Below are 14,168 nucleotides of genomic sequence, written 5' to 3' on the forward strand. Positions count from 1 at the left end.
AATTTTTAGAAAATGGTGAAATTTACGTGAAAAAGGTTTGAAAATACGTGGCTTTCACGTAATATTTAAACGTTGTCTGTAGTTTTGAATGTGGAAAAGCTGGTTTTGGGGTGTTTTTCAAAATTTCAGTAGTTGACAACTATACAAGATAAAAGAATCGCCCCGGTTGCCCGGAGCGATTATGGTGTATATAGGATGAATTATGAAATCAAATTTGATTTATTACTTCACGAAGCTTGCCGGAAGCGTGAACTGCTTGAGGAACGGCCAGCCAATGCTAGCGTCACCGTAGTCGTGACCACCGCCCTGCTTGGTGCAGAGCACGACCTTCGTGCCGTCCTTGCAGTTGGAGTATTCCTGGCAACCATTGGAGTTCTTGGTCGGAGAGCCTGTGCAGCCGTTCTTTTCGGCCCAGAACTTGAAGGTGCCTTCGGCGCCAAGGAAGTTCAAACCGTCGTTGAAGCCGCTATCGCCACCTTGGTAACGGCAGACCGGGTCATTCGTGCCGCGGAAGTTGATGACAGAAATCGGACGAGACATCTTGCATTGAGCACTGTTGGTCTTGTTCAAGTCCATAGCTGCTGGAGCAACTGCGGCGAAGACATCGGACATCATGCAAGCCACGTGGTTACTCATCCCGCCACCCATCGAGAAGCCGGTAGCGTAGATGCGCTGCGGGTCGATGCAGGCGATTTCTTTGAGCTTATCAATCATTGCGTAAGAGAACTTGACGTCATCGTCGTTGGAGCAGCAGGGGCCGACGTTCCAGCCGTTACCCATTCCACCCGGTTTGCCAGTGCCGTCCGGATAAAGCGTGATTACGCCTTCGGGGTCAGTCTTGGCCTTGTACGGAGAACTGCCAAATTCGCCTGAACCGCTACCGCCAATCGGGTGGTAGTCAATAACGAGCGGTACGGGCTTGTCACCCTTGTAGGCGCTCGGCACGTGCATAATGAATGTACGTTTCTTGCCATCGACGGTCACGTCCATGTTCTGTCTATCTACGGGCTTTACCGTCTTGCCGGCGCAGTCAACGATGATTTGTTCAATCTTGGCGCTGCTAGAAGATTCTTCAACGCTAGAAGAAGAAACCTTTGCGGAAGAACTAGATTCAATCTTTTTGCTAGAACTGGACTGAGCACTAGCCTTGGCCATCTTGACGAAGACGCCCGTTTCAACTTCGGCCTTAGCCTGGTAGGTGGCGTTCTGGTAGCCTTCCAGTGAGAACTGCAAGAACGGCAGCGGATCACCTTCCTTCATGAGGGTGACTGTCTTGCCTATCTGGTAGGTAGCGCGGTTTCCGTCGGCGTTAATGCGGAGGAACTTGGCGCCCTTAGCCATAGTCTTGTTCAAGTCGACCTGCATAAAGCCGTCGATGTTATGTTCCGTCTTGGAGGCGCAAACTTTGCCGAGTGCATCCATCACGGACATGGTAATCGTTTGGGCCTTTACGCCGGAAATGGTAATGATGTTGTTGCTGAAACCGATGAAAGCCTTGGCTACCATAGCGGAGTGCAAACCTGCATTCTCGTTAGAGATTGTAAATGTACCATCTGCACCTGATGTGGATTCTACACCCGCATAGTTGAACGATGTAATCTTGACGCCGGAAAGTGCTCGGCCCGAACCTTCTGAGGTGATTGTGCCACTGATGCTCCAAGCGAAGGAAAGTGAGCTAAGCAAAGCTACTGTTCCTGTGAATGCCATGAATTTAGACATGGTCATAACGACTCCTTTTAAGTTAAAAGTTTCCAACCCTTTTAATACACTCGGCCTGGCCTTATCCAGAGACTCTTGCCAGGCCTACCCAAAATATAGATGGATGTTTCTTAGGTGTTGCGAAATGGTGTTGTGAAAAATTATAAAGCGTTGTGAAAATTGCGAAAAGGATTTTTTACAAAAGAGGCGCGGTTTTCGACACGTTTTCGGGGCCGTAATGGGGTGTTATTGATAAAAAATCCATAAAAAGGGCGTGCGATTGCGGGTTAAAACCATGTAAATGGGATAAATTATGATTGTTAATCTTATCTAGCCTTGGTTGGAAAGGAGTGATTATGGGATTGTTTAGTAAGATGGCGAAGTCGGCTGTGGTTTTGGCTGCTTTTGCTGTAGTGAATAGTGCAGCCGTTAAGGTCAATAACCCGATCATGTATGTCGATAGCCCGGACCCTTCCATTGTCCGTGTTGACGATGCTTATTACATGGTCACGACGACCATGCACTTTGCGCCTGGCGTGCCTGTTTTCAAGAGCACGGATTTGGCCCAGTGGCGCACGGTGGGTTATGCCTACCAGACGCTCACCAACAACGACCAGCAGAACCTGAATGGCGGCAAGGACGCCTACGGTAAGGGCTCCTGGGCATCGAGCATCCGCTACCACAAGGGGTTTTTCTACGTGCTGACTCCGTCTTACACGACGGGCAAAACTCATTTGTACAAGACCGCCGACGTGGAAAGCGGCCAGTGGTCCGAAGTGCAGCTCCCGTTCTACCATGACCCTTCTTTGTTCTTTGATGACGATGGCACCGTGTGGGTGTTCTACGGCAGCGGCGACCAGATTAGCTATGTGCAGTTGAATGACGATGCTAGCGGTGTAAAGGCTGGCGGCAAGAGCGGTAAGCTCGGTGGCGTGAGTGTAAACCAGGTAACCGGTACCAGCAACTACTACGTGCAGCAGGAAGGCTCGCACATGGAAAAGGTGAACGGCGAATACTACCTGTTTACGATTTCCTGGCCGGCTGGCAAGAGCCGTAGCGAAATCGTTTACCGTTCCAAGAGCCTGCTCTCCGGATTCAGCGGAAGGTATTTCCTCTCTGATAACGGTGTTGCGCAGGGCGGCATTTTTGATACTCCCGATGGCAAGTGGTATGCCCTCCTGTTCCGCGATTCCGGTCCGGTTGGCCGTATGTCGCACTTGGTCCCGATGGAATGGAAGGATGGTTGGCCGGTTCCGACGAGCGGATCCAAGGCTCCCTCGACGATTGACTTGCCGGAATCTCCGCTCCCGGGCTACGGCATGGTCACGAGTGACGATTTTGAATCTGGCGAACTTGCTCTCGAATGGCAGTTCAACCATAACCCTGATAACAAAAACTGGAGCTTGTCTGCAAATCCGGGATTTTTCCGCATTACCACGGGCCGCACGGATAGCCGTGTCGTGAATGCAAAGAACACTTTGACACAGCGTTCCTTTGGCCCTAAGAGTTCTGGCCGTACGCTTGTTGACGGCAAGGGCATGAAGGATGGAGACATGGCGGGCCTCGTTGCTTTGCAGGATGACAAGGGCTTTGTCGCGCTTGCTAAAGATGGCGGTAACTACAAGGTTGTGATGTACAGCGGAAACAAGGATGGCGAAAGACTTGTAACAAGTGAAAATCTTTCGGACTCCAAGGTTTATCTGCGAATCGATTTTGACTTGCCGATTGACCGTGGTACTGCATATTTCTATTACAGCACCGATGGTAGCTCTTGGAAAAAGATTGGCAACGATGTGAAGCTCAATTATGACCTCCACATGTTCGTGGGCGTGCGCTGGGGCCTCTTCAACTTTGCGACCAAGCAGGCGGGCGGCTATGCAGACTTCGACTGGTTCAAGGTCGGTACCGATGTGAACGATGAAATTTATCTCGACGGCGCTGGTTCTGAACCTGTTCCGCAGACTCCGTTCTGTGCCGCTGGCGAAAACTGCCCTGCAAATGCAATCCCGGGCAAGATTGAAGCCGAAGACTTTGACGTGCCGGGCAAGGGCAAGGATGGCTCATCTTACTATGACAGCGATTCCGAAAACCACGGCGATAGCGACTATCGCAAGGGTACCGGCGTTGACCTTTACAAGAAGGCAACTGGCGTCATTGTGGGCTACAACAGCGAAGGCGACTGGCTCGAATATACCGTGAACGTAAAGGAAGCGGGAGATTACACCATGTTTGCTGCGGTTGCTGCTGCGGGTTCCACCTCAAGCTTCAAGCTCTCTTTGGATGGCAAGGACATTACTGAAGAACTCTCTGTTCCGGCGGCAAGTTCTGGCGAAGAAAATTATGACGATTATAACAAGGTAAAAGCAAACGTAAAACTCCCGGAAGGCGAACATGTACTCCGCTTCACGGTTGTTGGCTCTTGGCTTGATATCGACTACTTTACGTTCGTGAAGGGCGCAAACGCTACGGATCCGGATCCCATTGTTGGCTTGGCAAAGGGCGTTCGCTATAATGTGCAGGGCGTGCAGACTTATGGCGTCTATGGCTTGAACGGTAAGTTCATCGGTCGCGTTGATGCATCCAACAACTTCGATGTGCGTAGCAAGGTGAACAGCCTCGTGAAGGAAAGCGGCGTGTACATCGTCAAGTCTCTCACCACCGGCAACACCCACCGCCTATCCGTAACAAAGTAATCTCTATAGTTTATTCATAGTTCCTCAAACACCCCCCGAGACCAGGAAGCGGATGTCGGAAGCGAAGCTTACGGACATCCATTTCCTGGTCGTTTTTGTGTTCTGTAAACACCCCCGAGGCTCGGATGCACACGTGGAAAGCTTGCTTTCCAACGTGTATATCCGAGCCGTTTTTGGTTGTTCTTAAAACACCCCTATCACACATTTCCAGAACAACCAAGAGGCCAGAATCACATCTCGGAAAGCTTGCTTTCCTGCGGGTATATCCGAGCCGTTTTTGGTTGTTCTTAAAACACCCCTATCACACATTTCCAGAACAACCAAGAGGCCAGAATCACATCTCGGAAAGCTTGCTTTCCTGCGGGTATATCCGAGCCGTTTTTGGTTGTTCTTAAAACACCCCTATTACACATTTTATCCCCTCAACCCATTGTCAAAACCGCAATGGAAAATGTTTACCGCTAAGTGATAATCGCCAATCCAAAAGGTATTTTCTTCATAGGTAAAATGGGAAATAAACCTCAAGGAGTAAGAGGTATGTTTGGTAAAATCTTCAAGAAGGCGCACTGCGCCTTGACGGTTGCCGCCTTGGCTGGCTTCGTGACCTTTTCTTTTGCAGACAACATTAATGTGAACGGCACGAACCGTACCATGAACGTGTATGCGCCGAGAAACATCGAAAAAAATCGCCCGCTTATTATCCAGATGCACGGTATGAATCAGGATGCCCCGTATCAGCAGAATGCCGCCAAGTGGGAGCCGATTGCCGATACCGCACGATTTGTGGTCGTGTTCCCGAACGGTCAAAACAGGGCCTGGGACATCGGTGGCGACAAGGACATCAATTTCCTCAAGGCGATTATCAACGAAATGTACAACAAGTACGGCATTGACAAAAATCGCGTGTATGTTTCGGGATTCTCGATGGGCGGCATGATGAGCTACCATGCGGCAAACAAGATGGGCGATATGATTGCTGCCATTGCCCCGGTTTCTGGTGGCGGTGGCGTGAACTCGCCCAAGCGCGCCATGCCGATTATGCATACCCACGGCACTTCCGATGACGTGGTGAATTACAACAGCACCGTGAATACCCTCAAGGGCTGGGTCTCTGCGCAAAAATGCTCTTCAAGTTCCAAGGTCACAAAGCCGTATCCATCAAGCAAGCCGGGTTCTGCCGCCTCTCTCGAAGTCTGGAGCGGCTGCAAGGATAACGTCGAAGTCCGCTTGCTCACCATTGCAGGCAAGGGCCACTGGTATTCCATGGACGAGGCGGTCAGTGTCAACACGAGCGTTGAAATCTGGAATTTTGTCAAGAATTATTCGCTGGACGGCTCTTCGCTTCCGCCGCCAATTCAGGTGCCGACCGACCGCGACAGCATTTTTAACGGTGGCTTCGATTCGACCGACGTGGCCTGGACTTTGCAGACTCACGGCAGTGCCGCTGCTACAGGTGACGTGAAAAATGGCAAGTATCAGCTTGACATTTCTGCCATCGGCACGGAAAATTACCAGGTGCAGGTGATTCAGCATGACTTGCATCTCGAAAAAGGCCAGTGGTACGAAGTGAGTTTTGAAGCTAGCGCTGGCGCCTCTCGCACGCTCGAAGTGAACGTGGAACAGCACACGGATCCGTGGGCAAGTTACCTCACTGAAAAGAAGAATTTTGAAATCGGCAAGGAATCCAAGAAGTATTCCTTCCAATTCCAGATGACTGCCGCAACGGATAAAGATTCTCGTTTAAGTTTCAATGCGGGCGCCTCTACAGGCACGCTTACGCTCGATAACGTCACGCTCAAGAAAATTGCGGAACCTGCTCCGGGAACGATTTCGCTCGCTCCTTCTCTCCGTCTCAAAACGACCGCTGGAGTGTACAATGTTTATAGCCTCACGGGCAAGCGCCTCGGATTTGTCGAAATCATCGAAAACGACGTGCCGAACATGCAAAAAACGATGAAAAATGCTGGCTTTGGCAAGGGCGTTTACATCTTGCGCAACAAAACACGCTCGTTCATGTTGCCTGTTGACCGTTAAAAGGCAAAAATTTTCGTTCTCTCTCCAAGAGCGGTTCCCCAAATGGGGCCGCTCTTTTTTTTGAATTATAGAGAATTGACGACTAATTTCACATCCTCAATAAAATATTGTAGTGAAGAATATTTGAATACGGGCAACTTGCTAAAATTGCTGTTTTCTAGTGATGCTGCAAATTTTTTGAGGTATTCGGTGAAGTTGGTGACGATTGTCATCAAATTTTTGTTGAGTTCAACCCATTCCCTCTTGTCAATGGTGCATTGACACTCAATGTCTAATTGTTGAACGACTACTGCCTTGGTAAAATCAATACCGGGCAATCCTTTCTTTTCGTCTGTGAGTCTGCCTGAAGTTTTGAAAGTGAATGCGTATGGGTGTTTGATATTTGTTCGAAATGGGATGGCAAAAATTGTTCCATTACATTCGATTATGAAGGACAGGTAAGGTCTGCCCTCTTTGTTGGTGAGAATTTCCTTGTGGTCTTTATGTCGGTCAAAGAATGATTGCTTCAGAAATACGGTTTGTGCCAGTTTCATTTTTCCCTCAAAATAAAAAAGGCCGTATTTCATATATAACGAAATACGGCTCATCTTAGACCTTTCTTTTTTATCTTAGGTGGACTGGTCTGCCACCCTGTCATTGGTTGACCTTTCTTTTTTATCTTAGGTGGATTGGTCTGCCACCCTGTCATCTATAAATAATATACAAAAAATTTGCGGGAAAGTCAATATGTCGGCATTGCTATCCATCTTCTTATCCATCGTGGATAAAATGTCAAAGGAACATGTGTAAATCCTTTAATTTTTTTGTTTTTTAGGGGGTATTTTTAGTTTGGGGATGATTAATACTTAGGATATAGGAGTGCTTATGTTTGGTTTGAACAAGAAAAACGGTTGCAAGCTTGGAGTGTTAGCAACTTTGACTTTGGTGGGATTGGCATCGCAGGCTTTTGCTAGTGCCGACACTTTGGTGCTTACGCCACCGCTGGGTTGGAACAGCTGGAACGTTTTCCACGAAAACATCAACGAAAAGCAGATTCAGGAAATTGCCGACGCGATGGTCGAATCCGGTTTGAGAGACGCTGGCTATGTGTTCCTTAATCTGGACGATAACTGGATGGACACCAAGCGCGATGCCCAGGGCAACCTCCAGAACAACCCGAAGACTTTCCCCAGTGGCATGAAGGCCATCGCTGATTACGTGCATAAGAAGGGCCTGAAGTTCGGCCTTTACGGCGACCGTGGCAAACGCACCTGCCACCATTACAATAGCAACTGGCAAAGCGAAAGTGGTTCCAACGGCCACGAAGTTCAGGACGCCAAGAAGCTCGCTGAATGGGGCGTTGACTACTGGAAGTACGATAACTGCGACTCGGATCCGAGAACGCAGGAAAAAGATTACACTGCAATGTCCAATGCTCTCCGCAATTCCGGACGCGACATCGTGTTCAGCATTTGCATGTGGGAATACAAGGACTGGATGCCGAAAATTGCTAACCTCTGGCGCACCACTTTCGACATTGGTCCCGAATGGATTTCGACTTCGTGGTACCGCGGCGTCTACGAAATTATCGATGCGAACAACAAGTATTGGCAGATTGCAAAGCCCGGTCACTGGAATGACCCGGACATGCTCGAAGTAGGTAACAGAGGCCTCTCTTACGAGGAACAGCGCTCCCAGATGACGATGTGGTCCATCATGGCTGCTCCCATCATGATCAGTTCCGATGTGCGCAACATGAGCAACGAGACTAAGGAACTCTACCTGAACAAGGACATGATTGCCATTAACCAGGACTCCTTGGGCGTTCAGGGCCACCGCATTTCTGACAAGAATGGCAAGCAGGTTTGGACCAAGCCTTTGAAAAATGGCGATATCGCCGTGGCGCTTCTCAATAACAACAATTCTACCCAGACCGTCGAATGCAACTTTAAAGACATTGGCGTAGAAGGCGAAGTAGAAGTCCGCGATGCCTGGAAAAAGAAGGATTTGGGACCGGTCTCTAGTGTTTCTATTGAACTCCCGGCTCATGGTTCTGCACTGCTCCGCTTGGTTTTAAAGCCGGTTCCGCGCGAACCGTTCAAGGGCAAGCCTCTTGACATTCCGGGTAAGATCGAAGTGGAAGATTTCGATGTGAACGGCGTGGGTCAGGGCAACACCACTTACAACGAAAGCGATACAGAAAACCACGGCGATTCCGATTACCGCCCGGGTACTGGCGTGGACCTTTACAAGAAGGCTACCGGTGTCATTGTTGGCTACAACCAGGCAGGCGAATGGCTTGAATACACCGTGAACGTTGCCAAGACGGGTACTTACACAATGAGCGCTTCTGTGGCTTCTGCTAATAGCACCTCGAGCTTCAAGCTCTCCATGGATGGCAAGGACATTACCGAAGAAATCGCCGTGCCTGCAGCAACCGCCGGAGAAGACAACTATGACGAATACAATACAGTCGAAGCCAAGGTGAGCCTGACCGAAGGCGAACACATTCTCCGCTTTACGGTAACCGGTGACTGGATGGACATTGACTGGATTGAGTTTACCGATGGAACGGTGGGGCTGAATAAGGTTCGTCTCACGTCGTTTGAATCCGAGAATTCCTACAACGTGTTTAGCGCAACGGGTAAGCACCTCGGCCGCGTGGACTTGAATGGCGCTAGCATGCCGCAGGCGCTCAAGAACGCTGGGTATGCACGTGGCACGTACATGGTGCGCTCTGTCAAGGGTAACCAAATCCAGCGTGTGAACGTTCGCTAAATAGCACTTTGCGTTGTCTCCCCGGCCTTTGTGCCGGGGCAGCATTGAGATTTCTCCTCACAAACACATTCAAAATGCCCCGCACTCCCGCGGGGCATTTTGTGTAATTCCTAACTCTAAAAAAGAATATTCCACACTCCCATAGCTATGGATAAACAGTCCACAATATCTCGCCTTAAAACATGAAAAAAACGCATTTTCGAGAATAATTTTAAAGTGTTGTTAGGGCAAACTATGTTTGGTTTTTAAACGTGAGGTTAGGTATGAGCTTCCAAAAAATTGGCCATCTTATCGCAGTCTCAGCACTCTTCCTTGGTGCAACTGTTGCTACAGCCGCTGATCAGGCTACATTCTATGTCGCTCCCAATGGTAGCGATTCCAACAAGGGTACCGAAGAGGCCCCGTTCAAGACGATTACGCAGGCCCAAAAGGCTGTGCGCGCCATCAACGGCACCATGACGGGCGATATTTCGGTCATTCTCCGTGGCGGTACCTACCAGCTTTCGTCTACGGTCAATTTTACTGAGGCTGATGGCGGTAAGGATGGTTTCTACGTCCGCTATAAAGCCTATCCGAACGAAACTCCGCTTATTACGGGCGGTATCCCGATGTCTGGCTGGACGATTCACGATGAAAAGAACAACATCTGGAAGGTCGAAGGTGTCGATGCCCGTTTCCGCCAAATGTACGTGAACGGCAAAAAGGCAATTCGCGCGCGTATGCCGAACTTGCTCGATAACGGCGACCATAACTTCTTCCGCTTGAACAAAGTGGACTCTGCCGGCAGCGCCTTCCTCGTCAACAACAGCGATATTGGCGAAGCCAACTGGAAGAATTTGAACAAAGTTGAAATCCACTTGATGATTGCCTGGGCCGAAAGCATTTTGCGCCTTGAATCGGCTACAAAGAATGGCAATGTCACAAAGCTTGAACCGCGCGACCCTGAAAGAACAAAGCTCTTTAAGCGCAAATACCCGATGCTTGGCACGGCTTTCATGAGCAATCCGCCGAAGCAGCAGGTTTACTACCTTGAAAATGCTTACGAATTTATCGACCAGCCGGGCGAATGGTACTTGGACGAATCGACCGGTACGCTTTATTACAAGGCCCGCGCAGGCGAAAACATGGCGACCGCAAATGTTGTCGTTCCGCGCGTCAATACGCTATTCAGCATCCTCGGTAAGGATACTAAGAACAAAGTTGGTTACATGTCTTTTGAAGGCATAACCTTTGCAAACTCCAATTTCTTGCGTCCGAGCGAAGAAGGCTTCCTGGATTTGCAGGCAAGTATGTTCAACATTGACGTGCTCCCGGAAAATGGCCGCCTCGGCAGCAATAAGTTCCTCCTCTGGCGTCCGGATGCTGGTTTCCGCGTCGAAAATGCGCACCATTTCAAAATCAAGAATTGCACGTTCACGCAGATGGCTGCAACTGGTCTTGACTTTGTCTCTGGTACAAATGATGACGTGATTGAAGGCAACGTATTCTATGAAATCGGCGGCTGCGGCATTATGCTCGGCAAGTTCTCTCAAGACTCCACGACCGAAATTCACATCCCGTACAATCCGAAGGACAAGGACGAAATCAGTACCCGCGATACAATCCGTTACAACCTCGTGACAAACGTGACGAATGAACATCAGGGCGCTGTGGGCATTGCCGCCGGGTATCCGCGTTATGTCGTCATCGAAAATAACGAAGTGTCCTATACAAACTATTCCGGTATCTCTGTAGGTTATGGCTGGACCAAGAGCGAAACAGCCATGACGAACAACAAAATTAATAAGAACAACATCCACCACATTGCCCGTTTGCTTTGCGACTCCGGTCCGATTTATACATTGAGCAACCAGGGCACGGGTAGCGAAATCAAGGAAAACTACATCCATGATATGTCCCAGTCCAAGTGGTCGGATTACTGGATTTTGCCGATTTATCTTGACGAAGGCTCTAGTGGCTTTGCTGTTGAAAACAACTCTTACAAGAACGCTCCGAGCGGCGTTGGCCGTAACGCTCCGGGTCAGTTTACCGAAAAGAACAACAATGGCTACATCGCTTCTGTTGCCGAAGCAGCAGGCCTCCAGGGCGAATTCAAAAACATCGGGGATCGCATCAACACTATCCCGCTTCCGGATTTCTCCAACGTGGTTCCGCAGGCTCCGTTTGTCGAAAACATGACAATCCCGGGTACCATCGAAATGGAAAACTACGATGAAGGTGGCCAGAGCATTTCTTTCAACGATAAGGACTTTGTGAACGAAGGCGGCGTCTACCGCGAAGATGGCGTGGACATCACTCAGATTGATTCTACCGACAAGACTAAGGGCTACGCTGTGGGTTACACGCAAGCTGGTGAATGGATGGAATACACCGTGAATGTCACAGCTGGTGAATACGTGTTCCTTGCAAACGTGGCTTCTGGTCTCGAAGGCTCTAGCTTCCAGCTCTTCATGGATGGCAAGGCGATTAGCGATACGATTGTTGCCCCGAAGGGCGAAGACTGGAATACTTATGGCACTGTCGAAGGCAAGACGACCGCTCTTGAAGCTGGTGAACATGTGCTTCGCGTGGCCATCACGGGTGCTTACCTGAACATTGACTGGATCAAGTTTGGTAAGTCCGCAGATGAAATCATCTCCATCAAGCCGAGCGTCCGTTACGGTTTGAACATGGATATCTCCCGCAGCTCTACGCTGAACGTGTTTGATATCCGTGGCCAGCACATGGGCGTCATCCGCGTGATGGGCATGCCGACAACGAGCTCTGTAATGCAGGCTATGCATGCAAAGAACTTCAAGTCTGGTGTCTACTTTGTCCAGAGCGTGAACAAGGCATTTGGCAAAATGATTCAGGTGAAGTAGTTTAGGGAAATGGGGTGCAACATGAAAAAAACAAGTAAAATACTTCTCGCGTTTGGACTTGGTTTTGCGTCCAATGCGCTTGCTGAAAATCCGATTATCCAGACGTACTATTCGCCGGACCCGGCACCGGTCGTGTTTGGCGATACCGTTTGCGTGTACACGGGAAACGACGAAGGCGGTTCCTTCTTTACCATGCACGGTTGGCGCGTCTCTTGCACCACCGATATGGTGAACTGGACCGATATGGGCGAACTCATTCTCACGAATGAAAGCTTTGGTGGCAATGCCAAGAAAAACGGTGACTGGGCTGCTCAAGTTGTTCGTCGCAATGGCAAGTATTACTACTACGTGACTGTAGAATCGACTCGCGGTGGCCGCGCTATCAACGTTGCCGTGGCCGACAAGCCGGAAGGTCCGTTCAAGGATGCTCGTAATGGTCAGCATCTCGCAGGCCCGAACTGGGATTACATTGACCCGACCGTTTGGATTGACGATGATGGCCAGGCTTGGCTCTACTGGGGTAACCCGAAGCTCTATTATGCTAAGCTCAAAGAAAACATGATTGAGTTCGATGGCGATATCAAGGTGACGGACATGAGTCGCGGATTCTCTCCGAGCGGCAACTCTGTTTACACTGAAGGTCCGTGGATTCACAAGCGCGACAAAAAATATTACATGATTTACGCTTCCCATGGCGTGCCTGAAAAGATTTCTTACTCCACCAGTGATTCTCCGACGGGTCCGTGGAAGTGGGGCGGCGTCATCATGGATCAGGGCAACGGGACTGCGTTCACAAACCATTCCGGTCTCATTGACTTCAAGGGCCGTAGCTTCTTCTTCTATCACAACCAGAAGAACGTGAGCGGCGGTGGCTATAGCCGTTCTACCGCCGTCGAAGAATTTACCTGGAATGCTGACGGCACGATTCCGACCATCAAGTCTACGAATGATGGCGTCAAGAAGCCGATTAAGAACCTTGACCCGTTCACGCGCGTTGAAGCCGAAACGAAGTCTTGGGTCGGTGGCATCAACGTCGACAAGAGCGGTGGATATACCATCATCAAGCACGTGGCAAAGCAGGGCGATAACGTCTACCTCACCAACATGGGTTCGAACTTCTATACAAAGGTTCGCTCTGTGGACATGGGTGATGGCGCAGACCGCATCATCGTTTGCACGAGAGGTAATGGCGGTAAGATTGAACTCCACGCCAAGTCCGAAACAGGTGCAACACTTGCAACAATGAATATTCCGGCAAGTTCTAGCTGGCAAGAAAACACCTTCGACTTGAAGGATGCTGCAGGCGTTGAAGACTTGTTCTTCGTTGTCAAGCAGGGTGGTTTCGATTTCGACTATTGGTATATGGAAAGCGAAAAGACTGCTGTTCCGCAGACCCCGTTCAAGGAAGTCGCATCTGCAATCCCGGGCAAGATCGAAGCTGAAGATTACGATGTCGGTGGTCACAACAAGGCCTTCTACGATAACGACCGCGAAAACAAGGGCGGCGCCTATCGCGAAGATGAAGTGGACATCGTGCAAATTGACTCTGCGGACAAGTCTAAGGGCTTCGCTCTCGGTTACACCGAAGATGGCGAATGGGTGGAATACACTATCGATAACCAGATTGCGTCTGAATACACGGTTCGTTTGAACATGGCTACGGCATCTGATGATGTCGGTGTCCAGTTCTTCATTGACGACAAGGAAATTACCGATGTCATCAAGGCCGAAAAGGGCGAAGATTGGGATCATTATTCTACGGTTGAAGCAAAGACCAAGGAAATCCCGAAGGGCGAACATGTACTCAGAATGCAGATTGTCGGGAACTTCGTGAACGTAGACTGGTTCAAGTTCTGCATGGGCTTTGACTGCGAAGAAAGCTCTATTGCACTCCCGAAATCTCGCGTGGAACTCCAGATTCCTGAAAAGATTTACGCAGTCTTTGGCATGACCGGCAAGTTCCTCGGCAACGTCGAAGTCAACGGTCAGAGCGTTGCTAAGTCCATCCGCGCTGCAGGCTTTACGCCGGGTGTATACATGGTCCGCAGCGTTGGCCAGTCCAAGACCTTCCGCGTCCTCGTGAAGTAAAACGGAACTAGTAAAATTTCAGAATGGCGACCTCCGG

7 protein-coding genes are annotated in these 14,168 nt (G+C 49.7%); 5 read left to right on the forward strand and 2 right to left on the reverse strand.

Annotated features, from left to right (window positions below):
• Positions 1-222 precede the first annotated feature (222 nt).
• A complete protein-coding gene (locus tag FSU_RS10770) occupies positions 223-1,725 on the reverse strand; it encodes a prolyl oligopeptidase family serine peptidase (RefSeq protein WP_014546438.1) in 1,503 nt (500 codons plus the stop codon).
• A 329-nt stretch (positions 1,726-2,054) separates the two neighbouring features.
• Here FSU_RS10770 and FSU_RS10775 point away from each other — a divergent pair, with 329 nt between their 5' ends.
• A complete protein-coding gene (locus FSU_RS10775) occupies positions 2,055-4,391 on the forward strand; it encodes a beta-xylosidase family glycoside hydrolase (RefSeq protein ID WP_014546439.1) in 2,337 nt (778 codons plus the stop codon).
• Positions 4,392-4,928: 537 nt separating this feature from the next.
• Positions 4,929-6,425, forward strand: coding sequence for a carbohydrate binding domain-containing protein (locus FSU_RS10780; protein WP_014546440.1), 1,497 nt, complete (start codon positions 4,929-4,931; stop codon positions 6,423-6,425).
• Positions 6,426-6,490: 65 nt separating this feature from the next.
• On the opposite strand, the gene tenpIN is transcribed toward FSU_RS10780, so the two are convergent.
• Positions 6,491-6,958 (reverse strand): type III toxin-antitoxin system TenpIN family toxin, encoded by a 468-nt coding sequence (gene tenpIN / locus FSU_RS15925; RefSeq protein WP_015732106.1) that lies wholly within the window; start codon positions 6,956-6,958, stop codon positions 6,491-6,493.
• A 331-nt stretch (positions 6,959-7,289) separates the two neighbouring features.
• On the opposite strand from tenpIN, the gene FSU_RS10790 reads away from it, so the two are divergent.
• The 3 genes from FSU_RS10790 (at position 7,290) to FSU_RS10800 (ending at position 14,131) form a co-directional block, all read left to right on the forward strand.
• Positions 7,290-9,182 (forward strand): carbohydrate-binding protein, encoded by a 1,893-nt coding sequence (locus tag FSU_RS10790; protein ID WP_014546442.1) that lies wholly within the window; start codon positions 7,290-7,292, stop codon positions 9,180-9,182.
• Positions 9,183-9,445: 263 nt separating this feature from the next.
• Complete coding sequence (locus tag FSU_RS10795) at positions 9,446-12,043, forward strand: carbohydrate-binding protein (RefSeq protein WP_014546443.1); 2,598 nt, start codon at positions 9,446-9,448, stop codon at positions 12,041-12,043.
• 21 nt (positions 12,044-12,064) lie between these two features.
• Entirely contained in the window at positions 12,065-14,131 is a 2,067-nt protein-coding gene (locus FSU_RS10800) for a family 43 glycosylhydrolase (RefSeq protein ID WP_014546444.1), read from the forward strand.
• Positions 14,132-14,168 lie beyond the last annotated feature (37 nt).

The organism is Fibrobacter succinogenes subsp. succinogenes S85 (assembly GCF_000146505.1).
In the GTDB taxonomy this organism is placed as follows: Bacteria; Fibrobacterota; Fibrobacteria; order Fibrobacterales; family Fibrobacteraceae; genus Fibrobacter; species Fibrobacter succinogenes.